Below are 25,411 nucleotides of genomic sequence, written 5' to 3'. Positions count from 1 at the left end.
AATGGAACAGTATGCTAAGAAGACATTTCTGGCGCTGAAAAATCCATATCACACGGTGGAGAAGGTATACCCGAACGTCATCGATAAGGTAAGGGCAGCTTTGGGAAAAAACGGGTATGCTTTCTACACCGGATACAAGCAGACCGCTTCCATTTCGGACACTCTGATGGAACGAATGGAAGCGGGAGGCTTTCTGACCCACACCAGGGACAGGATGGCTCTGGGCGGCAGGGCTGTAGATATGCAGCTCGTGAATCCGCTGACAGGCCGGCCCATGACAGGCTCCAGCAGCGGAACCGCGCTGAATGTATTTTACAGAATCAACGATCTGGGTGTGGGAACGGACGGAGGAGGCTCTGTGCTTGCGCCGGCCGCGTCTTTGAATCTGTATGGGTTTATCTCGCCTCTGATTGAGGAAAAGCATATGAAGCGTTTCCGGAAAAAATCCACAGATGGTATCTCTTTTTCACCGTCTGCAGGATTGATAACCAGGGATATGGATACGCTGGAAAAAGCAGCCGGGACGGCGCTGGGACTGGATCTGAATAAGAGGGAAAGACAGCAAAACAGGGAAAAGAAGTCTTTGGAATACAAACTGGCAGAGACAGAGAAAGATCTGGACATCTTCGGCCCACGGGAAGGGCTGATAGAGTATGTCAGAGACACCGTCAGAGAAGGCGTGATTCTCGTATCAAAAGAGGGACCTGTAGACCTGATGGGTCTGGGGGACACTATTTTCGGGCATTTCGGCCAGGACACGAAGAAAATGCAGGAGCGTTCCGGCAAGGGGCTGATGCGGGTGGCAAATATGTGCGGAGTATCCGCGCTGACAGTGCCGGACCGGGGACTGGGCAGATGTACGGTGCTTTTGGGCGGCAGCAGACCGGAAGATATCCGGGCCCTGTTTGACTGCGCACGGAGCTGTCAGACAGAGCCGGATGCTTTGACAGAGAGGTATTTTGGCAATCTCAGTATGTATTTTGAGGACTGAAAGCCGGATCAAAATCCGGGAAATAACGGGGAGGAGGATGGAAACGGCATGGCAGTGCTGAAAGAGGGTTACACGCTGATGCATGAGCATGTGGCCATAGATTTGTCGGGAGTAAAGAAAGATTTGGACTGCCGCCTGGACTGCTTTGACGAGACAGTCAGAGAGTTCCGGCAGCTATATGAATATGGAGTAAGAAATATCCTGGAAGTCACCAATATGGGAATGGGACGGGATATCGAATATATAAAGCGGGTAGAAGAAGCCACAGGAATTCAGCTTCTGGTGTCCACAGGTTTTTATAAAGAACCATTTCTGCCGGATATGGTCAGGGAGAGTACTGTGGAGGAACTCGCCGGCCTGGCTGTGAAGGAAGTGCGGGAGGGAATCGAAGGCACAGATATCCGGGCCTCCGCTATCGGGGAATTTGGCACCAGCAAAAATGAGATGAAGCCCATGGAAGAGAAGGTTTTTGAAGCCATGAGCCTGGCTGCCTGCCGGACGGGAGCGCCTGTGACCACTCATACTACGCTGGGAACGCTGGGAGCGGAGCAGGCGGATTACCTGATCGCCCACGGCGTGAAGCCGGAGAAAATCGTCATCGGCCATATGGATCTGTCCCAGGATACGGAAAAGATTCTCGAGATCCTGGAAAAGGGAGTCAATGTGGGCTTTGACACAATAGGAAAGCTGAATTACTGTCCGGACACCTTCCGCGTGAAGGCTCTCCGTGAGATCGCGGAAAGAGGAAGATTGTCCCAGGTAGTACTTTCCATGGATATTACGAGAAAATCCCATCTGAAGGCCTTCGGCGGAATCGGTTACGGTTATCTGTTTGAGAGCTTCCTGCCGCTGCTTCGGGGAAACGGATTTTCAGAGGAAGAGATTGATATGCTGCTGATTCACAATCCGAAACGAATTCTGGAACAGAGAGGGGAGAGAGAAGCATGAATACCTATCCGCTGCACAGCTTAAGCCTTGAGGAAGCCATGAAGCTTCAGTTCAAGGTGGTAGACTGTATCACAAAGGAATTTGAGGGGCATGAGATTCTGACCAGGGGAGATCTGGGTGTGGTTATGGGGCTGAATAAGCCTGTGACGACGGCCAAGGCAGAGAAGGTCATTGCCCGGATTTTTGACGCGGAGGCCTGTGTGCTGGTGAGAGGCGCGGGAAGCGCGGCTATCCGCTTCGGCCTGCATACGATGCTGAAATGCGGACAGAAGATTCTTGTGCACAAGGCGCCTATCTACAACACCACAGCCACCTCCATAGAGATGCTGGGGCTGGTGCCTGTGGAGGCTGACTACAATGACCTGGAAGAGATTCGGAGGGTTCTGAAAAGAGAACCCGATATTCAGGGAGCTCTGGTCCAGTATACGAGACAGAAAATGGATGACCGGTATGATATGGAAGAAGTAGTCCGCGCCATAAAAGAGACAAAGGATATACCGGTGCTGACAGATGATAATTATGCCGTGATGAAGGTGAAAAAGATTGGAATTCAGTGCGGAGCAGATCTGTCCTGCTTTTCTTCCTTTAAGCTTCTCGGACCGGAGGGAATCGGTATCATTGTCGGCAAGCAGAAATATATTGAGCAGCTGGTTTCGGAAAGCTATTCCGGAGGAATGCAGACTCAGGGGCATGAAGCTTTGGACGTGCTTCACGGTCTGGTGTACGCGCCGGTATCTCTGGCTGTCCAGGCACAGGTAAATGAAGAGTGTGTCAGCCGCCTGCGTGCCGGAGAGATTCCCGAAGTGAAGGACGCTTTCCTTGCCAACGCCCAGTCCAAGGTGCTGCTGGTGGAATTCCACAAGAACATTGCGGAGGCAGTTTTGAAAGAAGCGGAAAAACTGGGAGCAGCCCCCAATCCGGTGGGAGCAGAGTCCAAATATGAGATGGTTCCCATGTTCTACCGGGTGTCTGGAACTTTCCGGAAAGCAGACCCGACGCTGGAACACCGGATGATTCGTATTAACCCCATGCGGGCTGGAGCAGATACCATATTGGATATTATCAAAAAGTCAGTAGAGAGAGTGAGAGAGTAAGCGAATGTTTGTAGAGCAGACTTTAAAGAAAAACAGAGCGCTGATGGATACGGCGTTCCGGCTTCATGGAAGCGGGCAGATACTGCCGGATTCCTATGTGGTTGATGTGGATGCGTTCTGCTCCAACGGGAAGAAGATTCTGGAGGAAGCCGGAAAGCATGATATTAAGCTGTATTTTATGCTGAAACAGCTGGGCCGGAATCCGTATCTGGCAGAAAAGCTGGTGCAGCTGGGATATGAAGGAGCGGTTACCGTAGATTTTAAAGAAGCTCAGACCATGATGGAACACAATATTCCCATTGGAAACGTGGGGCATCTGGTTCAGGTTCCGGAGTCTATGGTAGAAAAAATCGTAGCGTATGGGCCGGAGGTAGTCACTGTCTATTCTCTGGATAAGGTACGCTCCATCCAGCGGGCGGCGGCCCGTCTCCAGAAGCGGCAGGGAATCCTGCTGAGAGTTTTTGGAGAAGGCGACATGATTTATTCTGGCCAGACGGCCGGATTCCATCTCTCAGAGGTGGAAAAAACAGTGGAATTTATCCAGAAAGAATGCCCGAATGTACAGATCAAAGGAATCACTTCTTTCCCCTGTTATCTGTACAGCGAAGAGCAGGGGGATATAGCGCCTACGGCCAATCTGAATACGGTTTTGAGAGCGAAAGAGATCCTGGAAAGAATGAATTATTCAGAACTGTTGATCAATACGCCGTCAGCTACCTGTACAGCTGCTATTGAAAAGATGGCTCTGTTGGGAGGAAACTGCGGAGAACCGGGGCATGGGCTGACAGGAACCACGCCTCTGCATGCCCGTCTGGAACAGCCGGAGGTACCGGCTGTCGTGTACGTGAGCGAGGTTTCCCATAATTTTATGGGAAATGCCTACTGCTACGGCGGCGGACATTACCGGCGCTCCCATGTGAAACATGCGCTGGTGGGAAGCTCACTGGAGGACAGCCGCAGCCTGGAGGTAATTCCCCCCAGTGATGAGAGCATTGACTATCACTTCGGCCTGTCTGAGGAATGTAAAGTAGGGGAGACCGTGGTAATGGCCTTCCGCTTTCAGATATTTGTAACCAGAAGCGATGTGGTGCTGGTGGAGGGCATCTCTTCGGGCCAGCCCCAGATCGTGGGAGTATATGACAGCCTGGGCAGAAAGAAAGGATAAGAAATGAGACGTTTTGTTGTGATTGTGCTGGACGGTTTTGGAATCGGCGCCATGGACGACGCGAAGATCGTGCGTCCCGGAGATGAGAAGGCCAATACACTGGGAAGTATTTTGAGAGACCATCCGGATCTGAAGCTTCCGGTTCTGGAGAAGCTGGGGCTGATGAATGCCTTTGGCAGGGAGAGCAGCTGTATGAAGTTTTCTCCTGACGCCAATTACGGAAAGTCAGAATTGATGCATTTCGGAGCGGATACCTTTATGGGACATCAGGAGATCATGGGAACTCTTCCTAAAAAGCCGGATGTGCACCCGTTTCAGGAAAAGGTGGATGCAGTTGCGGATCATCTGAAGCAGGCAGGTCATAAGGTAGAGATTATCGAATGTGAAGGGCTGCGGTATGTGCTCTGTGATGACTATGTGACAGTAGCGGATAACCTGGAAGCGGATTTGGGTATGTGTTATAACGTGACAGCGCCCCTGGATTTCATTTCTTTTGAAAAGGAAGTGGAGATCGCCAGGCTGGTCCGTGAGGTGGTGACGGTAGGAAGGGTCATCGTGTTCGGCGGCACGGGAAATACCATGGACGATCTCTGGAACGCCCAGGAAGTGAAGAACGGCCGTTTTATCGGCATCGCTTCGGCCAAGTCTAAATCCTATGAGCAGGGTTATCAGTGCCTGCATCTGGGATACGGCGTGGACAAAAATGTGCAGGCCCCCACGATCCTGACGGCGGCGGGAATTCCGGTGACTCTGATCGGCAAGGTGGCGGATATCGTGGCAAATGACCAGGGAACCAGTATCTCCTGCGTACCCACAAAGGACTGCCTGGATCACACCATCGAAGAGTTTCAGAAGATGGAAAAAGGCTTTATCTGCACCAATGTCCAGGAAACCGATCTGGCAGGCCATTCCCAGTCCTCGGAGGAATATAAGAAGATACTGGAAACTGCCGATGAGGGAATCGGAAGGCTGCTTCCCCTTCTGGAGGAAGAGGATGTACTGGTTGTCATGGCGGATCACGGCAATGACCCGGATATCGGACACAGCAAGCATACGAGAGAGTGCGTGCCTCTTCTGATTTATCAGAAGGGCGTGCATGGAAAGACAGTAGGAAAGAGAAAGACTCTGTCAGACGTGGGCGCCACAGCCTGCAGCTATCTGGGCGCGAAGGCCCCCCAGAACGGTGTGCCGTTCTGGCCGGCGCAGGAATGAGAATAAAGAGAACCAGAGTGCCGCTGTCCTTGGAACAGCGAGAAATGGAAGGAAAGTAAAATGAGGATTATCAAAGTAAAAGATTATGCAGAAATGAGCAGAAAGACAGCGAATTTAATTTCTGCTCAGCTTGTGATGAAACCGGACAGCGTGCTGGGACTGGCTACCGGCTCCACGCCGGTGGGAGCTTACCGGGAGCTGATAGAGCGTTATGAAAGCGGAGATCTGGACTTTGGCCATGTAACGACCGTAAATCTGGATGAATATAAGGGACTCCCCAGGGAGAACGAGCAGAGCTATTACCGGTTCATGCACGAAAACCTGTTTGATCACATCAACATTTCACCGGATCGCGTACATCTTCCCGATGGCATGAATCCGGACACGGCGGCAGAGTGCGAAGCCTATGAAAAGCTGATTCGTTCGCTGGGCGGTATCGATCTGCAGCTTCTGGGCCTTGGCCACGACGGCCACATCGGCTTCAATGAACCGGCGGCTGAATTCCCCCGGGAGACCCACTGCGTCGATCTGCAGGAGAGGACGATTGAAGCGAACAAGAGATTCTTTGCTTCCGCAGACGAGGTGCCGAGACAGGCGTACACCATGGGAATCGGAACGATTATGGCGGCCAGGAAAATCGTGATGGCAGTCAGCGGAGCGGACAAGGCAGAGATCGCGGCAAAGGCCCTTCTGGGCCCTGTGACTCCGGAGATTCCGGCTTCGATTCTTCAATTTCATCCGGATGTGACAGTCATCGCGGATGAGGCCGCGCTGTCGGAGTGTGTATTCCAGACGGTATAGAGATAACCAGAAAGAAGGTAAGTGCTGAGAAATAAATATAAAAAGCACTTCCAAAATAAAAAGAAAGAAGGAGGATACTGGAATTGAAAAGAAACAGGAGGGGTAAAAAGGTGACAGCTTTGCTGCTGGCGGCATGTATGCTGACAGCGCTGACGGGCTGTGCCGGCAGTGGACAGACTGGCACAGACGTGAAGGAAACGGAGGAAACGACGGCGGCAGAGCAGACAGCAGAGGCTGCGGACACAGCGGCACAGGAGGAGACAGCAACTCCCTCTCTGGAAGAACAGATGGATTCTTACTGGAACGATCAGCTGGACGGGGATCTGAAAAATGAAGCAGGTTATCCCCATGGAAGTGAAGGAATGGGAGCTGTTGTTCTGGCAATGAAGGATGGCGAAGTTATATTTGAAAAAGCTTATGGCTATGCGCATTACTATGATGCGGATTATGAGGCTGAGGGCTCTTCTTATGCCAATCCGGTCTATGTAAAGACGGAAAATCCCCGCGAGATGACTACAGATACGCTTTTTGATCTGGCGTCGGTGACCAAGGTTATGGCGACTACTCAGTCCATCATGATACTGGTAGACCGGGGAGAGCTCCGTGTGGATGATAAGGCGGCAGACTATCTGCCTGGTTTTGAGGCAAATGGAAAAGGAGATATCACGATCGCTCAGCTGCTGACGCATTCCTCAGGCCTGCCTCAATGGGAAGCTACGTTCCTGTATTGCGATTCCAAAGAGGAGCAGCTGGAATATATCAAAAATCTGGAGCTGGTGGAGGACTATAAAACAGATGGCTCTGAGCCCATGTATTCAGATTTTTCATTTATGACGCTGGGCTTTATTGTAGAAGCTGTCACAGGGCAGGATATGGATGTATTTGTAAAGGAAAATGTATATGAGCCTCTGGGAATGACATCTACTACCTATAAGCCTTTGGAAAACGGATTCACTGAAGATCAGATTGCGGCTACTTCTCTGGGCAATCCCTATGAGTATCGGATGGTGGATGAAGAGAACTGGCCGGATGTGGGATATGACTGTACAAAGGACGCGGAAGCCTTTGCGGATTTTGACGGCTGGAGAGATTACACTTTGATTGGTGAGGTAAATGACGGCAATGCCGGTATGGGCGGCCAGGGAGTGGCTGGCCACGCAGGCCTGTTTTCTACAGCTCATGATTTGGGGATTCTGCTGCAGTGCATGCTAAATGGCGGTGAATATAACGGCGTGCGTTTGTACAGCCCGGAGACAGTCGAACTGTTTACGACAAGACATACCACTTATCAGGAGAACCATACGGATGAGGATGGAAATCCTGTTTTGTCCAATGAATTTGGATATGGCTTTAAGCTGGATCAGAGCTGGATGGGGGACAGCGCTACAGAAAATGCGTTTGGTCATGATGGATTTACCGGCACAACTGTGTATGCGGACCCGGATCATAACTATATTTTCGTATGCCTGACCAACAAAATGCAGGCAGGTTTCCGTGATTCCACAGCCAACGGAGGCACAGAAGATGTGTCAAATTATTATAATACCAATTCGTGGGTATCATGGAATATGAATCAGATTGTAAAAGACTCTCTGGGAATCTGAGTTTGTCAGAAAAAGGATAGCGAAAAAGGAGCGGCTGCTCCGCGGTTTCACACAGATACTGCGGGGCAGCTGCTCCTTTTGTATGAAAGAAAAGTTCCGCCCGGAGCCGGATACAATTTTGGAGTCAATCCCGAAGTCGATCCTTGAGGTCAAATCTGGAGTCAAATCTGAAGTCAATCCTGGAGCGGCAGTCTGATTGGATATATACAGTTTTTTTTCTGTTCTGATATCCAAAAGTCTGCAGATCCGGGCTATTTTTCTGTTCTTTTGGCGTACAACAGCAGACAGATTGTATATATGGAAATTAATTTGCCTACTATGTACAAAATTAACCGGAATCCTGGACATACACGGCACCTTTTTTTCTATATGGAAAATAGGCGAGTTATGTAAATTGTTTTGTGGGCAGATCCCGCCGTTTTACGCAGAAAATGGATACTGGGAGAGAATTTTTTTCTATATGTCTAAACACTGGCCGCGCGGTCAACCTGTACCAGCCGCGCCAGGAAATCTGCGCCAGCTACACCGGGCGCGCCGCGGCAATCTGTGTCCGCCGGACTGGCATCTGCGCCCGGGCCGGTGGCTCCTGGCGCCCCAAACGACTGGTATCTTCACTTGTTTTCCGCGCAGCCAGAGGAATTCTATATTGAATAATTAACAATAAATTAATCTAAATTTAATGTAAAATAGCTATTGTGCTTATATTCATGCAAGAAAACTGTCGCAAAATGTTTAAAATAAATTGGTGATTCGAGAAAAAAATGTTCACTATTTACAAAACATATGGTATAATAACCGAAAAGACAGCGGAGCTGTCGTGACGGAATAGTGAGGCAGAAGGAAAAACACATGTAAGAGGTGATTATGTGATTAAGAAAGAGATGATAGCCATGCTCCTGGCTGGCGGGCAGGGAAGCCGCCTGGGAGTTTTGACTGCGAAGGTTGCGAAACCGGCCGTGTCTTTCGGAGGAAAGTACCGGATCATTGACTTCCCGTTGAGTAACTGCATCAATTCGGGTGTTGATACCGTGGGCGTGCTGACTCAGTATCAGCCCCTGCGTCTGAACACTCATATCGGTATCGGAATGCCGTGGGACCTTGACCGCAATGTGGGCGGCGTGACCGTTCTTCCGCCCTATGAGAAGAGTACGAACAGCGAGTGGTATACCGGAACCGCCAATGCAATCTATCAGAACCTGGATTACATTGATACCTATAATCCGGATTATGTCCTGATTCTGTCAGGAGACCATATTTACAAAATGGATTACGAGGTTATGCTCGATTTCCACAAAGAGAACAATGCTGACGTGACTATCGCGGTAATGCCCGTGCCAATGGAAGAGGCAAGCCGGTTCGGCATCATGATCACCGATGAAAATAACCGTATCACTGAGTTTGAGGAGAAGCCGGAGCATCCGAGAAGCAATCTGGCCTCCATGGGAATCTATATCTTCAGCTGGCCGATTCTGCGGAATGCCCTGATTCAGCTTTCGAGCCAGCCGAGCTGTGACTTTGGAAAACATATCATTCCCTACTGCCACGAGAACGGGAACAGGCTGTTTGCCTTCGAGTTCAATGGCTACTGGAAAGACGTGGGGACGCTGGGTTCCTACTGGGAAGCGAATATGGAGCTGATCGACATCATTCCGGAGTTCAATCTTTACGAAGAATTCTGGAAGATCTACACAAAGAGCGACGCGGTTCCGCCCCAGTATATTTCCGCGGAATCCAAGATTGAGCGGAGCATTATCAGCGGAGGCTCGGAAATCTACGGAGATGTGTTTAATTCTGTGATCGGTTCCGGCGTCACGATTGGAAAGGGTACGGTGGTGCGCGATTCCATTGTGATGAAGAATACGAAGATTGGCGAGAACTGTACGATAGACAAGTCTATCATCGCGGAGGAGGTTGAGATCTCTGATGGGGTGGTTCTCGGCATCGGAGAGGATATTCCGAACAAGATTCAGCCGAAGATTTACTCCTTTGGCCTGGTGACTATCGGTGAGAACTCCTACATACCGCCCAATGTGAAGATTGGAAAGAATACGGCCATCTCCGGTGACACGACGCCGGACGACTACCGTGACGGCGTGCTGGAAAGCGGAGAGACATTGATAAAGGCAGGTGAGAGATAATGAGAGCGATTGGAATTGTACTGGCAGGCGGAAATAATCACAGAATGAAAGAGCTGTCCGACAAGCGTGCCATCGCGGCCATGCCTGTGGCAGGAAGCTACCGGGCCATCGACTTTGCCCTCAGCAACATGTCCAACTCTCATATCCAGAGGGTAGCGGTGCTGACGCAGTATAACGCCCGTTCTCTGAACGAGCATTTAAGCTCCTCCAAGTGGTGGGATTTCGGAAGAAAGCAGGGAGGCCTGTATATCTTCACCCCGACCATCACAGCGGCGAACAGCTCCTGGTACAGAGGAACCGCGGATGCCATTTATCAGAATCTGGACTGGCTGAAGAAGAGCCATGAGCCCTATGTGGTGATTGCCTCCGGCGACGCGGTCTATAAGATGGATTACAACAAGGTGCTGGAGTACCATATTGATAAAAAAGCTGATATTACCGTAGTCTGCAAGGACATGCCGGCAGGCACGGACGTCTCCCGTTTCGGAGTGCTCCGGACGGACGAGGACGGACGAATCCTTGATTTCGAGGAGAAGCCCGTGGAGACCAGCGGAAGCACCATTTCCTGCGGAATCTATGTGATCCGCAGAAGACAGCTGATAGAGCTGATTGAGAAATGTGCGCAGGAAGACAGATATGATTTCGTGCGCGACATCCTCATTCGCTATAAAAACCTGAAGAGAATTTTTGCGTACCGCATCACAGATTACTGGAACAGTATCTCTTCAGTGGAATCCTATTATGAGACAAATATGGATTTCCTGAAAGCGGACGTCCGCAAATATTTCTTCAAAACCTATCCGGATGTGTATTCCAAGGTGCTGGATCTTCCACCGGCCAAATACAATCCGGGAGCAGATGTGAAGAATTCCCTGGTATCCAGCGGCTGTATCGTCAACGGAACCGTGGAAAATTCCATCTTATTTAAGAAAGTGTTCGTGGGGAATAACTGTGTGATCAAAAACTCCATTATTCTCAACGAAGTGTATATCGGCGATAATACTTACATAGAGAACTGCATCGTTGAAAGCCGCGATACAATTCGTGCCAACTCCCGTTACGTAGGAGAGCATGGGGTCAAGATAGTCGTCGAGAAAAACGAGCGTTACGTCCTGTAGCGGAGCCCACGTGAAGCACTATTACGATAAACTGACCTGAAAAGGCAGAAAAAAGGGGGCAAGAAGTATGCATATTACAGATGTACGCGTACGGAAGGTATCAAAAGAAGGTAAAATGAAAGCCGTCGTATCCATCACCATTGACGATGAGTTTGTGGTTCATGACATCAAAGTGATCGAAGGCGAAAAAGGGCTGTTTATCGCAATGCCCAGCAGAAAAGCTTCTGACGGTGAATACCGGGATATCGCGCATCCGATCAATTCCGGTACACGGGATCATATCCAGTCCATCATTCTGGATAAGTATGAAGCAGCTTTGCTGGAATCGGAAGAAGAGGCTTAAGCTTATTAAGGGGTAATATAAAAATTTAAATATAGTATTGGGGTCAGGCGCCGTCCGGGGGGACGGCGCCTTTTTGTATCAGGACCACGCGGCGTCCGCGTGGTCCTGTTCCGGCTGCCGGGTTTACGGGAATTTAACAAACAATTTACGCAACTGATCTCGTATGCCGAAAAAATGGGGAGTATAATCACACTGCGGAACAAGAGAGGTACAATATGAGGATTATACTGAAAGAAATTACAAAAGCATTTGGTGAGAAAACAGTAATTACGCCCACCAGTCTGACGGTGGAGAGCGGCAGCTTTACGACCCTGCTTGGCCCTTCAGGCTGCGGGAAGACCACGCTGCTGAGAATGATTGCCGGACTGGAAAGTCCGGATACCGGCGAGATCTGGCTGGACGATCAGTGTGTTTTCTCCGGAGAAAAGAAAATCAATATTCCCCCGGAAAAGAGAAATCTGGGCTTTGTGTTTCAGGATTTCGCCCTGTGGCCTCATATGACGGTATTTGAAAATGTGGCTTTCGGCCTTCGGGCGCGCAAAGACACAAAAGATCTGGAGGAGCGGGTCATGGAAGCGCTCCGGGCGGTGCGCCTGGAAGAATACGCAAAGCGTTATCCGCATCAGCTGTCGGGCGGCCAGCAGCAGAGAGTAGCCTTTGCCAGATCGATTGTCATCCGGTCAAGCTGCATCCTCTTCGACGAGCCCCTGTCTGCTTTGGACGCGCTGCTGCGGGAAGAGATGCGCCATGAGCTCAAGGAACTTGTATCAAGACTGGGAGTTACGGCGGTATTCGTCACCCACGACCAGACAGAGGCCATGAGTATGAGCGACCGCATCGCGGTGCTCAATGGCGGCGTAGTGGACCAGTACGACTCGCCGGAACAGATTTATCATCATCCGGCTACAGCCTTTGTGGCGCATTTTGTGGGGAAATCCAACTGGCTGTCTGACACGGAATTTTTCCGGCCGGAGGCTATGGGACTGGAAGCCCGGGAAGGCTGGCGGCATTATGAGCTGCCGGTGCAGGATATCCAGTATCTGGGAGATACCTATGAGATTACACTGTCCTATGAGGGAAAGACCTGGATGCTTCATGGCAATCACAAAGCTGTTCCGGGAGAAACACTTTCCGTTTACATAGATCCAGAACAAATCATTTCATGTGGGAAGGAGAACTAAAAAAATGAAAAAACGTGTTTTTGCTTTATTACTTGCAGGAGCTCTCTGCGCAGGACTGGCTGCCTGCGGACAGAGCATACAGGATACGACGGCTGCTGCGGATACAGCGGCAGAGGCTGACACAGAGGCGGCCGCTTCTGAGGACGCTGAGGCGGCTGACACAGAAGCTGCTGACGCTGCTGAGACTACCGGTTCCGGTAAGGTGACGGTCTATATGCCCAGCCCCGCAGGTCTGGCAGACAAGCTGGCGGAAGCATTCACAGCTGAGACCGGCATTCAGGTAGAGCAGTTCCAGGGAACGACCGGAGAGATTCTGGCCCGTCTGGAGACGGAAGCTGCCAATCCGGTGGCTGACGTAGTTATTCTTGCCTCCTGGTCTGACGGCCTTACCATGAAGGAGGACGGACAGATTATGAGCTATACGCCCGCAAACGCAGATCTGGTCAATGAAGGCTGGATCGATGAGGACAGCATGCTGTTCGGATACAGCGCTTCTGCGGTAGGCGTCATCTACAATACGACCATTTATCCGGAGCTTTCTGCTGACTGGGCTGATCTGGCCGGGGCTGATTACACAGATGATATCGCGATTCCCGATCCGGAGAAGTCCGGCGCCTGCAAGGATTTCCTGGCAGGCATGGTGACAGGACTGGATAACGGTGAGGAGATTATGCAGTCCTGGGCTGACAATGGACTGACCGTTCCTGGCGCGAACTCTGCGGCACTGGAGTCTGTAACCACCGGTGAAAAGGGAATTCTGATTGCCGGCGTAGATTACAACGCATATTCTTCCATGGCAGACGGCGAGCCCTTAAGCATCTACTATCCGGCCAGCGGCACGGTGGTAAATCCCCGTCCGGCTATGATTATGAATACGGCTCCCAACGTGGACAACGCAAAGGCATTTATCGATTTCCTGTTCAGCGATGAAGCGCAGCAGATGGTAGCAGACGCGTATCTGCTCCCGGGACGCAGCGACATCCAGTGTGATGGACGCACCAACCTGTCTGATATCCCGCAGATTCCTACAGACTGGACTGCCATGATGGATATCGCAGATGACACAGCTGCCAGACTGAATGAGATTTGCCAGTAACAGCTGAGCGGAGGAACTTATGAAACAATCGGCAACCTGGAAAAACAAAGGTATTTTATGGATACTTCTTGTAATTCTGGCCGGTCTGATCGTTTGTCCCCTGATTATGGTATTTGCCGAGGCGGTTATCATTGATGGCCGCCTCGATTTGCATCAGGCCTGGTCCATCATTGCGGACAGTGAAAACCTTCAGACTATCTGGAATTCCCTTCTTCTGGGAGTGTGCGTAGTGCTGTGCTCCACGGTATTTGCCGCTCCCACAGCCTATCTGCTGGCACGCACGCAGCTGGCCCGGTATAAATGGCTGGATATCGTGTTTATGGTGCCCTTTATGACGCCGCCTTATATTGCGTCCATGGGCTGGATTCTGTTTATGCAGAAGCGGGGACTGTTTCAGCAGCTTTTCCCGTTTACGGGCTCATTTTCCGAGGGCTTCTTCTCTTTCGGCGGCCTGGTGCTGGTCATGACGCTGAACGTATTCCCGTTCATGATGACCATCTTAAAGAATGCCATTTTGAACATTCCGGCCAGCCTGGAGGAGAGCGGAGCAGTTTTCGGGGCGGGATTCGGACTTCGGCTGCGTAAAATCTTCGCGCCTCTTCTGACCGGTAACTTTGCCATCGGAGCGCTGCTGGTCTTCGTTAAGACCCTTTCCGAGTACGGCACGCCTTATACTCTGGGACGCCGTATCGGTTTTTACGTATTTACGACGGACATTCACCGATATTCCACCACAGCCCCTGTAGATTTCGGAAAATCCGCCAGCCTGTCCTCGGTGCTGATCTGCATCTGTATGGCCCTGTGGATGCTGCAGAACTATATTACAAACAAGAACAGCTACCGTCTGGTGAGCGGCAAGGGAACCCGCCCGGCCCGGACAAAGCTGTCTAAGGGCGGCCTGGCCGGAGCCTGGTGCTGGATTGGGCTGGTGCTGGTGATCGCCATCGGCATCCCCTACTTTTCCATTATTGCCAGCTCTCTGATTAAGCTGCGCGGCTATGGCCTGGCCCCGGGCAACTTTACGCTGGCAAACTACATCGAGCTGTTCACGACGGACAGGAGTCTGAACGCCATTGGAAACAGCCTCTTTCTGGCCGTGTCTTCTGCCTGCATCTGCTCGGTGCTCGGCACGCTTGCTGTTCTGGCAGTGCGCCGCAGCAAAGGACGCCTGGGAAAGATTGTGGAAGGAGTCAGTATGCTGCCGGAGATGCTGCCGGCCATTGTGCTGGTCATCGGTATCATGCTGTTCTGGAACGCCATTTACAAGGTGATTCCCCTTTATAATACCATGGGAATCATGGTGCTGGCCTATGTGGTGCTTTATCTGCCCTACACGGTCCAGTATGTGACCTCATCCTTTACCCAGATCAACGACAGCCTGCTTCAGGCCGGCCGGACTTTCGGCGGAAGCCCCTTCTATGTGTTCCGCCGGGTGACTCTTCCCATGATTTCCAGGGGAGTTCTGGCGGGCTGGATGATGATTTTCATTATTGCTTTCCGTGAGCTGGTCACAGCCAGCCTGATCGCGCCTCCCAATGTGCTGGTGGTCTCCACCTACATCAACCGGGAATTCGAGCAGGGAAGCGTATCTCTCGGCATGGCCATGGCCGTGCTCTGCGTGCTGATTACCACCACGGCGCTGTTGATTATGAACACAGTGACGGAGAGGGAAAAGAAATAAGATATCGGAAAAACAAGAAACCGGATACCGTAAAAATCATTCATATGGGTGATTTTCACGGTATCCGGTTTCTATTTAATGGCCCTTGTGGTAGAATGATTTTGTATTCAGAAAGATTTGTGGAAGGCAATAATAAAAACGGCTGTTAATCATACAGAGGGTCTGCTATGAACAGAAAGAAAAAAATTATAAAAATTCTGCTTGCGGTAAATGCAGTGCTTTTGTGCTGTGTTTTTCTGCTTCTCACAGGTATCATCCGGGATATTCCAAACGGCATGACGGAAGCAGTCAGGGATGCGCTGGGGCGGGATGTGGAACTTGTAAACAGAGAAAATGGTATTTATACATATAAGACGGCTGTCTCCGTTCCGACGGAAGGCTCCGTCAGCTTTCAGGCCATAGATGACGAAGGACTCCGCACCAATTATACACAGCAGATGTTCCGGTACATTGGAGAAGCCTATTTTCAGGCGGATGAGATATACTGGGAAGGGGCAGAAGTCTGGGGGCTTCCCGCCTGGAAACTGACCGTTGTATATCCGGCGCAGGCCGGGCAGAGTATACAGGATTTCTGCGAATATATAGGAGAGTTTGCAGATCTTTGTATGAAAAGTGACGCCTTTACGCGAAACGGACATATGGTGAACGCATTTCCCGCTATCCGTATTCAGCTGGAGGAAAGCGGCAGCGTATGGGAATTTTCCTATAATTGCTATAGTTATCCCGGATATACGCGGGAGGCTTTTGAGGAAGAGCTATATGATTTTGTGAGCAAAAAAGCAGCGGAGACAGATCCGGAAGTCCTTGCTTCCAGAATTGAGAAAGAGCATCTGGAATGGCTGGAAAAGAGCAGAAGGTATATAGAGGAGCATCTGGACGATTATTTGAGCCGAGAAGCAGATATGGTTTTTGAACTGGAGGATGGGCGGGAATACAGAATGATTGTAACAGATTATATAATGGGGGACTGCTTTTATATTCTGCTGGGAGTAGAGGCAGATGGCACAGATGTTTTTCTGCTGAATCCGGACCCTTTCAATCAGGATATGGGTTATGTTCAGTGGATGATTTTTGTGGATGAAGAACTGGGATTTGCCTGCTTAAGCGGGGACGCGCTGGAAAGCGGGGACTTATACCGGACTGTGGACGGAGGAGAATCCTTTGAAAATATAGAATGGCCGCAGGTGGAAGGCACGATGGAGGACGGGACTGTTATCTATCCGTTTGACTTTGCGGAGGAATTGTATGAAAAAGATGGGAAATTGTATCTGATTGTGAACCAGGGCATCACGAAATCCTATCAGAATCAGGCAGGCATCAGCCCGAAAGCACTGTTTGTTTCAGAGGATCGGGGAGAAAGCTGGAGCTTTGTGGAGGAGATTGCGTGACGGGACGCGGGTTTATGTAGATGACGTCAGATTGGAAGCCAAAAGATTACAGCAGCAGAAGCAGGCGGAACTTTTTCCCGCCTGCTTCACATTTTACCGCTTCTCATAGACCAGGTCCGTAATTCCGTTATAGCTCTGGGTTTTCACAAGACGCAGCTTCTGTTCTTTTTCCAGCGGCCCGAAGAGCCGGACACCGTCTCCGAGCAGGGTCGGAATCACAGAGATGTGCAGGGTGTCAATCAGATCCGTTTCCATCAGCTGGCGGACAATACTGGCCCCTCCGCAGATCCAGATGCCATTTCCTTCTTCTTCGCGGAGTCTTTTTACCAAATCACAGGGAGACTCCGAGGTAAAACGAATCCGTTCTGTAGAAAGAATTTCCCGATGGGTGATCACAAAGCTTACCTGTTCCGGATAGACCCACTCTTCCGGCGACAGCTCCGTAATCACCTGATGATAGGTATTCCAGCCCATAATGATGGTATCGATGGTTTTGATAAATTCTGAATAAGTATCCGTATTTTCGCCGTTTTCCTCCTGGCCGTTCAGCCAGTCCACGCCTCCGTCTTTATCTGCGATATATCCGTCCAGGCTCATTGCGATAAATAAAGTTACCTTTCGCATAAATCAATTCTCCTCTCTGTGCACATACATACGAATCATTTCCGCCTCGCCGTCTCCCTGTACCATACACAGATACTCCCAGCCGTACCGTTCATAAAACGAAGTATGATCGGTAATAAGATAGAGAACGGAAATTCCTCTGCTCTTCATATCTTTGCAGGCATAGTCCAGAAGCCTGCCGGCGATTCCCTGGCAGCGGTATTCCGGTTCCACATACAGGGCGCAGAGATTCGGAGCCAGGTCCTTTCTGTCATGAAAGTCATTTTCAATGATGCCTGTTCCGGCGATAACCTTCTCCCCATCCAGAACGGCGTACCACTGGGGGACCGGCTCTTTCCCGCCGAGACACTCCTCCATGCTTTCAAGATAGGCTTCCTTCGGGATGCTCCATTTCCGGTGAAACCAGTCCGCAAGCCGGTCCTTTAAGTCCGGCCTGTCCGTCAGTGAAATAATAGAATAATCCTTCATAAAATAAGAGCAGTCCTTTCTTGTTTGTGCAGATGCTTCCATAATACAGGAATGTACTGCCTGATTCAAGGCAGGGCGGGCAAGATTTTCTCCCTTGCAAAAGCTCGAAAACTCCTGTACTATAGAAAAAGACAAAACACCTTCAGACATCAGAGATACCAGTGTCTTTGCTGCCTGAGGGCTAAGGCTGTGCGCTCTTACACTGCGCCCGGCTTTTGATATTCTGGTGCAATGCTTATACGAGAACCAGCTTTCCGCTTTTGGATATCGCAATGAAAGAGTATCTCGAGAGTCGCTCTCCGTTTTCAGATATCTCAATGCGGATTGTCTCGAGAACCAGACGGCCGGTTTCTGATATCTCAATGTACGGCCTCTTCGTGGACGCCTGTATGATTACGGCGGACTGTTTGTCCGTCCGGAAGTATACAGGCGTCCACGAAGGGACGAACATGAGATACAGAAATCCGGCATGCGTCCCTCGAAGAGCCACCCATAAAAATACAGAAAAAGGAGCCCCCACATGTACTTGATAGCAGGACTGGGAAATCCCACAAAACAATACGAACACACCCGCCACAACATTGGTTTCGACACCATCACATATCTGGCGGATCATTATCATATAAGTATGAATACAAAGAAGTTTCAGGGAATCTGCGGGAGCGGATACATCGAGGGGCAGAAGGTGCTTCTCCTGATGCCGCAGACCTATATGAATTTAAGCGGACAGAGCGTCAGCGAGGCGGCGGCTTTTTATAAACTCGATCCGGCTGCGGAAGTCATTGTGATTTATGACGACATCGCGCTGGAGCCGGGAAATATCCGTGTCCGCAAAAAAGGAAGCGCCGGCGGGCACAATGGAATCAAGAATATTATCGCTCATCTGGGAACGCAGGAATTTCAGCGCATCCGTATAGGCGTCGGTGAGAAGCCGAAGGAATATGACCTGGCGGATTATGTGCTGGGCCGTTTTTCTGCGGAGGACAGAAAGCTGGTAGAGGAAGCGTTTGCAAACGCGGCGGACGCCGTGCGTCTGATGGTGCAGGGAAAGACAGACGAGGCCATGAATCTGTACAACAGAAAGGAGCGGAGATGAAAGCCTTTCTGGAACCATTTCAGCAGCTGGGAATATATGAAGAACTGGAAAAGCACCTGAAAAAGAACAGGGGCGTTCTTTTGCTGTCCGGATGTGTGGACTCGCAGAAGGTCCACGCGACCAGCAGCCTGTGGCAGGGGTTCCCCCGGCGGGTGATCCTGACCTACAGTGAGCAGAAGGCCAGGGAAATCTATGAAGACTGCCGGTATTTTGACAGGGAAGCCGTGCTGTATCAGGCAAAGGATTTCCTCTTTTTCCATGCGGATATTCAGGGAAATCTGCTGGTGCAGCAGAGAGTGCGGGCGCTGCAGGCTCTTTTGACGAAGAAAGAAGTTACGGTCATCACCACCTTTGACGGACTGATGGACCGGCTGCGCCCTCTGGAGCGTGTGAAGGAAGAGATCCTGACGATTGGACAGGACAGCATTGTGGAGATCGAGGCGCTGGCCAAAAAGCTGGTCCGGCTCGGCTATGAGAGGACGGGGCAGGTGGAGGCGCCGGGCCAGTTCGCGGTCCGGGGCGGTATCGTGGATATTTTTGCGCTGACAGAGGAAGCGCCCTGGCGTATCGAATTCTGGGACGACGAGGTGGACTCCATCCGCAGCTTTGACGCGGAGAGCCAGCGTTCCATGGAGAATCTTGAGGAGATTGTGATTTATCCGGCGGCGGAGCCGGTGCCCGGGGAAAAAGAGGAAGCCGTCAGCTTTCTGGATTATTTTGATACGGAAGAGACCGTGTTTTTCCTTGATGAGCCCACGCGGCTTCTGGAAAAGGGAAGGACGGTCGAGAAGGAATTTGAGGAGAGTATGGCGAACCGGGCGGAGCGCGGAGAGACCCTGCCGGAGGAAGCCAGGCTTCTGTATGGAAGCGAAGAGATTGTAGCCCGCCTGAACCGGAAAAACTGTGTGGCCCTGTGCCTGATGGAGCAGAAGGCTCCGGAATGGGAAGTAAAAGAGCGGTATCAGGTGGAGGCCCGGTCTGTCAATCCCTACAACAACAGCTTTGAGATGCTGGTGAAGGATCTGAAGCGCTGGAAACGGGAAAAATATTCCGTGATTCTGATGTGCGCCTCCGGGACCAGGGCCAAAAGACTGGCGGCGGATCTGCAGGAGCAGGAGCTGAACAGCTTTTACTGCGAGGACCCGGACCGGGTGGTAAATCCATCGGAAATCATGGTGGTGCACGGAAGCCTGCACAGGGGCTACGAATACCCGCTGATCCGCTTTGCGGTGCTTTCCGAGACCGATATTTTCGGACGGGAAAGGAAGAAACGGAAAAAGAAAAAGGTCTATGAAGGCCAGAAGATACAGAGCTTTTCCGAGCTGAAGCCCGGAGACTACGTGGTCCATGAGAATCACGGCCTTGGCATCTACCGGGGAATCGAGAAGGTAGAAGTAGACAAGGTCATGAAGGACTACATCAAGATCGAGTACGCCAAGGGCGGCAACCTTTACATCCTGGCGACCCAGCTGGAGATGATTCAGAAATACGCCGGATCGGATGCCAGAAAGCCGAAGCTGAACCGGCTGGGCGGCAGCGAGTGGACGAGAACGAAATCGAGAGTCCGGGGAGCCGTTCAGGAGGTGGCGAAGGATCTGGTGCAGCTCTACGCAGCCAGGCAGCAGAAGGACGGCTACGCCTACGGGCCGGATACGGTCTGGCAGACGGAATTTGAGGAATTGTTTCCCTTTGAGGAGACGGCGGATCAGCAGCTTGCCATCGAAGCCACCAAGAAGGACATGGAAAGCACGAAGATCATGGACCGCCTGATCTGCGGCGACGTGGGTTATGGAAAGACGGAGATCGCAATCCGGGCGGCTTTCAAGGCAGTCCAGGAAAACAAGCAGGTGGTCTATCTGGTGCCGACCACGATTCTGGCCCAGCAGCATTACAACACTTTCGTCCAGCGTATGAAGGATTTCCCGGTGCGCGTGGACCTGCTGTGCCGTTTCCGGACGCCGGCAGAGCAGAAAAAAACGATAGCGGACCTGAAAAAGGGCTTTGTGGATATCGTGATTGGAACCCACAGGGTGCTGTCCTCAGACGTGGAGTTCAAGGATCTGGGACTTCTGATCATCGACGAGGAGCAGCGCTTCGGCGTGGCTCACAAGGAGAAAATCAAGAAGCTGAAGGAAAACATCGACGTGCTGACGCTGACAGCTACGCCGATTCCCCGGACGCTCCATATGAGCCTGATTGGAATCCGGGATATGAGCGTGCTGGAGGAGGCGCCCCAGGACCGTCTGCCGATTCAGACCTACGTGATGGAGTACGACAGTGAGATGGTGCGGGCGGCCATCAGCAGAGAGCTGGGAAGGGGCGGTCAGGTTTACTATGTCTACAACCGTGTCAATAATATCGCGGAGGTTACGGCGCAGATAGCGGAACTGGTGCCGGAGGCAAACGTAGCCTTCGCCCACGGACAGATGAAGGAGCATGAGCTGGAAAAGATCATGTATGACTTCATTTCCGGCGAGATCGACGTGCTGGTATCGACGACGATTATTGAGACGGGACTTGATATTTCCAATGTAAATACCATGATTATCCATGACGCGGATAATCTGGGCCTGTCCCAGCTTTACCAGCTCCGGGGCCGCGTGGGACGTTCCAGCCGGACGGCCTATGCCTTCCTGATGTACCGGAAGGATAAGATGCTCAAAGAGGTGGCGGAAAAAAGGCTGGGGGCCATCCGGGAATTTACCGAGCTGGGAAGTGGCTTCAAGATCGCCATGCGGGACCTGGAAATCCGGGGAGCCGGAAACCTGCTGGGAGAACAGCAGCACGGGCACATGCAGGCCGTGGGATATGATCTCTACTGCAAGATGCTCAATGAGGCCGTCAAGGAGGAGAAGGGAACGGCTCTTCCCGAAGACTCCTTTGAGACCATGGTGGATATGGAGCTGGACGCTTATATCCCCGATACCTATATCCGGAACGAAAGCCAGAAGCTGGATATCTACAAGCGGATTGCGGGCATCGAGTCCCGGGAAGAATGCGAAGATATGCAGGATGAGCTTCTCGACCGTTTCGGAGATCTGCCGCGTCCTGTGCAGAACCTGCTGGCGGTGGCGGATCTGAAGGTCAAGGCCCACCACGTCTATGTGAAGGAGCTGGTGGAGCGGCCGGATGAAATCCGTCTGGTGCTTTATGAGAAGGCGCGGCTGAACCCGGCAGCCTTTCCGGCTTTCATCGAAAGTTTTGGCGGCAGGATGAAATTTGTGACGGGTGAGAAGCCTGCGCTCTATTACCGCAGGAAGAAGAACAGCCGAGGGGAAGAGACAGACGCCATGAAGCTTCTGGGGGAGATTCTGGAGAACATGCAGGCGCTTTTGGAGGAAAAAGGATGATACGAAAGAAAACAGGAAAGTTTATGACAGTGCTTCTGGGAGCGGCCCTGCTGGGCACAGCCGCTTTTGCCTCCGGCTGTTCTTCCGCGCAGCCGGACAGCCAGGAAGACGGAACAGTAGTGGCCCATGTGGGAGAAAATCCGGTGTACCTTGACGAAGCCGAATTTTATACCAGGATGCTGCAGGAGCAGTGGGAAGCGGCCTATTATCAGAGTTTTGGAAGCGAAATGTGGCAGGCGGAAGCCACAGAGGACGGCCAGACGCTGGAGCAGGTTCTCAAAAGCGACGTGATGTCCCTTCTGACAGAGCTTCACCTTCTCTGCGCCCATGCGGAGGAATATGGAGTGGAACTGACGGAGGAGGAACAGGCGGTTATCGCGGAACGGGCGGAAAACTTCATGGAGAGCAATACGCCGGAGGTTCTGGAAGCTGCTGGCGCTACGGCGGAGCGTGTGGAACGTTACCTTACGCGGAACGAGTTGGCCGGGAAAACGGCGGAGCAGATTCAGAGCAGTTACGAGCCGGAGATTGACGAGGAAGCCGCCAGGGTAGGAAAGCTGACCTATTGTCTGTTCTCTGTGACAGGAACCTATGACGCGGAAGGAAACCACACGCCGTTTACTGACGAGGAGATTGCGGAGACGGGGCGGCAGGCGGAAGAATTCGCGGCGAGAGCGCAGGAGCTTGGCGATATTTCGGCGGCGGGCGAGGAAGCCTCCCGTACGCTGATAGACGCTTATTTTAACGACAGCACAAACGGCGGAACTCACGAAAAGGTGGCAGAGGCTGTCCGCGGCATGGAGACAGGCCAGGTGTCGGACCCCATCGAAACAGAGGACGGCTGGTATGTGGTTCAGCGGGTGTCAGACTATGACGAGAGCGCCACAGAGGACAATCTGGAGGCTATGGAGGTTCAGGCTAGGAAAAATTACCTTATGGAGCTGGAACAGGAGTGGCAGCAGGAGGCTCCTCTTGTGATCGAAGAGGAGGTCTGGGACACCGTGCAGATCGATCAGATGCTGACGGAAATGTGAAAATTTTATATCCAGAGCAAGAAAACCTTGCCCGGAGGGAAAAAAGCGTCTATAATAGACAATAAATGTTTTACAGATAGGAAGGATTTACAGATATGAGAAGTAAGAAATCAGCGGTTCTGATTCCGGTTCTGGCTCTGACGATTGCCCTTGGCGGCTGCGGACAGGAAGTGGTGCTGGACGGAACCGAGACGGCAGCCACTCTGGATGGCACGACAAATATGACGCTGGGAGAGTTTAATCTGCTGCTCCGGTATCAGGAGGCTCAGATGGAGACTTATTACGGCTCCATGTTCGGGACCTCCAATATTTACGCGCAGGATATGACAGGCAGCGGCACGATATACGGAGAGACGGCGAAGGAGACTCTCATTGATCAGTTCCGTGAGATGTATGTGCTGGAGGCGGAGGCGCCGAATTACGGCGTAGAGCTGACGGATGAGGAAAAGAGCGCCATTACAGAGGCGGCAGCGAAGTTCCTCGAGGATAACACCGAAGAGGTAAAGAACGATCTGGGCGTGGACCAGAATTCTGTGGAGCGTTTTCTGACGCTTGCGGCGATACAGGACAAGATGTATGACGCGCTGACAGCTGATGTGGATACGGAAGTATCTGACGAGGAGGCTGCTCAGAAGAGAATCGCTTATGTTTATATATCTGCTTCCGGAACCGAGACAGATGAAAATGGAAATACCATTGAACTGACGGACGAGGAAAAGGAAGCAATTAAGGAAGAGCTTCAGGCGATCCTTGATTCAGCTGCGGAGAGCGGCGATCTGAACGCGGCAGTGGATGAGGCAAATGAGAGCCGTGACGAAGATAACCAGCTCAGTGTCAGCGAGATTACTTATGGCGCGGACAGTACGACTCCTGTAGAGGAAGTGCGGAACGCGGCAGACGCGCTGGCGGACGGAGAGGTTTCCTCTGTGGTTGAGACAGATACCGGATATTACGGAATTCAGATGGTAAGCACCTTTGATGAAGAAGCGACTCAGACAGAGAAAGAGAATATCATTCAGGAGCGCCGCGACACTCTTTATCAGGAGCAGTGCGACGCCCTTGTGGAGCAGCATACCTTTGAGACGGTAGACAGCGCGCTGGACAAGCTGAACTTTAACAGAGTGTACTATCTGGATACGACTGCCGGAACCGAGACGGATACAAGTACGGAATCCGAGACAGATACAGGCGCAGAGAGCGAGTCTGAGGAAGACGCAGAAGCGGCCGCAGATTCCGAAACAGCGGCAGACGCGGAGTCCGGAACAGAAGCAGAGTCTGAAACAGAAGCAGCTGCAGAGTAATATACAGAAAGACAAGGAGGGGCTGGAGGCTGAAAGCAGCTTCCGGCCTCCTGTTCTTAATACTGCCTGAAGAATATACTTCCTATTTTCGCAGCGTGATCGTATTCGGCACTATGCGGATATTGGAGGATGATGGTGAAAAACGGAAGGCCGTTGAAAAGCTGGCACGGAATGAAAAAGAAAGAGCATTGCAGGTGTTCAATACTGCTCTTCTGTATTTTTGACTGTGGGGATCGTCTGCTGCTTTCTGATCGTTCTGTTTTCCCGGTATTTCTTTTCCATCTTTAATCCGGTATACACGATAAAGGCATTATCTGGCTCTGCCATTCTTTCAGTGAAGCCATAACTGCCTGCATTGCCTTTGCTTGGCTGACGAAAAGTAAAAAACAATAATTTCCGCCGTTTTTTCTGCCGCAAGGAAATGGTTGCCATCAGACAGAGACGGTGCTATAATAGTTGCAGCGGATTTATCTGAAAATTGAATGAAAACAGTTGGTGCCGCAGGAGACTGCGGAGAATAGGGAAACAGGTGAAAGGCCTGTGCGATCTCGTCACTGTATGCAGGAGCAGACTGCCAATATGTCACTGAGTAATCGGGAAGACGGCAATGTGCGCCAGACTGCGAGCCAGGAGACCTGCCAGCTGTGGTACGGGGATGACAGATTCCAGATCACGAGGTTTGATTGTACCGAAATACGCTTCCGGCCAGCAGGAGCATGTACCTGCCGGTGGAAGGCAGTTTCCTGCAATCCAACTGCTTTATGCGTTGGATTTTTGT

Annotated in this window: 20 protein-coding genes, 1 pseudogene and 1 riboswitch; of the genes and pseudogenes, 19 read left to right on the top strand and 2 right to left on the bottom strand. The window is 51.5% G+C overall.

What is annotated here, in order from left to right; genetic code table 11:
- Window position 1 precedes the first annotated feature (1 nt).
- The 14 genes from B5E82_RS06115 to B5E82_RS06050 all read left to right on the top strand — a co-directional run bounded on the left by B5E82_RS06115 (window position 2) and on the right by B5E82_RS06050 (window position 16,760).
- On the top strand, window positions 2-991 hold the full coding sequence (locus B5E82_RS06115) for an amidase family protein (RefSeq protein WP_087306683.1): 990 nt from the start codon (window positions 2-4) through the stop codon (window positions 989-991).
- A 48-nt stretch (window positions 992-1,039) separates the two neighbouring features.
- Window positions 1,040-1,939 carry a phosphotriesterase family protein gene (locus B5E82_RS06110; RefSeq protein ID WP_191520203.1) on the top strand — a complete coding sequence of 300 codons (900 nt, stop codon included), beginning with the start codon at window positions 1,040-1,042 and terminating at the stop codon, window positions 1,937-1,939.
- Window positions 1,936-3,033: an aminotransferase class V-fold PLP-dependent enzyme gene (locus B5E82_RS06105; protein ID WP_087306682.1), complete on the top strand. Its 1,098-nt coding sequence runs from the start codon at window positions 1,936-1,938 to the stop codon at window positions 3,031-3,033. The genes B5E82_RS06110 and B5E82_RS06105 overlap by 4 nt, the downstream gene beginning before the upstream one ends.
- Before the next feature lie 4 nt (window positions 3,034-3,037).
- On the top strand, window positions 3,038-4,198 hold the full coding sequence (locus tag B5E82_RS06100; RefSeq protein WP_087306681.1) for a YhfX family PLP-dependent enzyme: 1,161 nt from the start codon (window positions 3,038-3,040) through the stop codon (window positions 4,196-4,198).
- A gap of 3 nt (window positions 4,199-4,201) precedes the next feature.
- Window positions 4,202-5,410: a phosphopentomutase gene (locus tag B5E82_RS06095; protein ID WP_087306680.1), complete on the top strand. Its 1,209-nt coding sequence runs from the start codon at window positions 4,202-4,204 to the stop codon at window positions 5,408-5,410.
- A 60-nt stretch (window positions 5,411-5,470) separates the two neighbouring features.
- Window positions 5,471-6,211: a glucosamine-6-phosphate deaminase gene (nagB, locus tag B5E82_RS06090; RefSeq protein ID WP_087306679.1), complete on the top strand. Its 741-nt coding sequence runs from the start codon at window positions 5,471-5,473 to the stop codon at window positions 6,209-6,211.
- Between the two features lie 110 nt (window positions 6,212-6,321).
- Window positions 6,322-7,815, top strand: coding sequence for a serine hydrolase (locus B5E82_RS06085; RefSeq protein WP_206415635.1), 1,494 nt, complete (start codon window positions 6,322-6,324; stop codon window positions 7,813-7,815).
- A gap of 866 nt (window positions 7,816-8,681) precedes the next feature.
- On the top strand, window positions 8,682-9,953 hold the full coding sequence (locus B5E82_RS06080) for a glucose-1-phosphate adenylyltransferase (RefSeq protein ID WP_087306678.1): 1,272 nt from the start codon (window positions 8,682-8,684) through the stop codon (window positions 9,951-9,953).
- Window positions 9,953-11,071, top strand: a complete 1,119-nt coding sequence (gene glgD / locus B5E82_RS06075) for a glucose-1-phosphate adenylyltransferase subunit GlgD (protein ID WP_087306677.1) — start codon at window positions 9,953-9,955, stop codon at window positions 11,069-11,071. Before B5E82_RS06080 ends, glgD begins: the two co-directional genes overlap by 1 nt.
- A gap of 67 nt (window positions 11,072-11,138) precedes the next feature.
- A complete protein-coding gene (gene spoVG / locus B5E82_RS06070) occupies window positions 11,139-11,414 on the top strand; it encodes a septation regulator SpoVG (RefSeq protein ID WP_087306676.1) in 276 nt (91 codons plus the stop codon).
- Between the two features lie 215 nt (window positions 11,415-11,629).
- Window positions 11,630-12,595 carry an ABC transporter ATP-binding protein gene (locus tag B5E82_RS06065; protein ID WP_087306675.1) on the top strand — a complete coding sequence of 322 codons (966 nt, stop codon included), beginning with the start codon at window positions 11,630-11,632 and terminating at the stop codon, window positions 12,593-12,595.
- A gap of 4 nt (window positions 12,596-12,599) precedes the next feature.
- The gene (locus B5E82_RS06060) at window positions 12,600-13,691 is read left to right on the top strand and encodes an ABC transporter substrate-binding protein (RefSeq protein WP_087306674.1); all 1,092 of its coding nucleotides are present in this window, start codon (window positions 12,600-12,602) and stop codon (window positions 13,689-13,691) included.
- 19 nt (window positions 13,692-13,710) lie between these two features.
- The gene (locus tag B5E82_RS06055; RefSeq protein ID WP_087306673.1) at window positions 13,711-15,372 is read left to right on the top strand and encodes an ABC transporter permease; all 1,662 of its coding nucleotides are present in this window, start codon (window positions 13,711-13,713) and stop codon (window positions 15,370-15,372) included.
- A 167-nt stretch (window positions 15,373-15,539) separates the two neighbouring features.
- The gene (locus B5E82_RS06050) at window positions 15,540-16,760 is read left to right on the top strand and encodes a hypothetical protein (RefSeq protein WP_087306672.1); all 1,221 of its coding nucleotides are present in this window, start codon (window positions 15,540-15,542) and stop codon (window positions 16,758-16,760) included.
- Window positions 16,761-16,853: 93 nt separating this feature from the next.
- Here B5E82_RS06050 and B5E82_RS06045 read toward each other — a convergent pair whose 3' ends face one another.
- Window positions 16,854-17,384 carry a dihydrofolate reductase family protein gene (locus tag B5E82_RS06045; protein ID WP_087306671.1) on the bottom strand — a complete coding sequence of 177 codons (531 nt, stop codon included), beginning with the start codon at window positions 17,382-17,384 and terminating at the stop codon, window positions 16,854-16,856.
- A gap of 3 nt (window positions 17,385-17,387) precedes the next feature.
- A complete protein-coding gene (locus B5E82_RS06040; RefSeq protein ID WP_087306771.1) occupies window positions 17,388-17,852 on the bottom strand; it encodes a GNAT family N-acetyltransferase in 465 nt (154 codons plus the stop codon).
- 520 nt (window positions 17,853-18,372) lie between these two features.
- On the opposite strand from B5E82_RS06040, the gene pth reads away from it, so the two are divergent.
- The 5 genes and pseudogenes from pth to B5E82_RS18945 all read left to right on the top strand — a co-directional run.
- A complete protein-coding gene (gene pth, locus B5E82_RS06035) occupies window positions 18,373-18,948 on the top strand; it encodes an aminoacyl-tRNA hydrolase (RefSeq protein ID WP_087306670.1) in 576 nt (191 codons plus the stop codon).
- Entirely contained in the window at window positions 18,945-22,298 is a 3,354-nt protein-coding gene (gene mfd, locus B5E82_RS06030) for a transcription-repair coupling factor (protein ID WP_087306669.1), read from the top strand. Before pth ends, mfd begins: the two co-directional genes overlap by 4 nt.
- The gene (locus B5E82_RS06025; RefSeq protein WP_087306668.1) at window positions 22,295-23,332 is read left to right on the top strand and encodes a peptidylprolyl isomerase; all 1,038 of its coding nucleotides are present in this window, start codon (window positions 22,295-22,297) and stop codon (window positions 23,330-23,332) included. Before mfd ends, B5E82_RS06025 begins: the two co-directional genes overlap by 4 nt.
- 95 nt (window positions 23,333-23,427) lie before the next feature.
- Window positions 23,428-24,633 carry a peptidylprolyl isomerase gene (locus B5E82_RS06020; RefSeq protein ID WP_087306667.1) on the top strand — a complete coding sequence of 402 codons (1,206 nt, stop codon included), beginning with the start codon at window positions 23,428-23,430 and terminating at the stop codon, window positions 24,631-24,633.
- A 59-nt stretch (window positions 24,634-24,692) separates the two neighbouring features.
- Window positions 24,693-24,797 (top strand): annotated as a pseudogene (locus tag B5E82_RS18945) (5-nitroimidazole antibiotic resistance protein); the annotation flags it as partial.
- A gap of 312 nt (window positions 24,798-25,109) precedes the next feature.
- Window positions 25,110-25,290: riboswitch (cobalamin riboswitch) on the top strand.
- Window positions 25,291-25,411 lie beyond the last annotated feature (121 nt).

This window comes from Lachnoclostridium sp. An138, assembly GCF_002160765.1.
Classification (GTDB): Bacteria; Bacillota; Clostridia; order Lachnospirales; family Lachnospiraceae; genus Laedolimicola; species Laedolimicola faecalis.
This window is presented reverse-complemented; position numbering and strand designations above follow the sequence as displayed.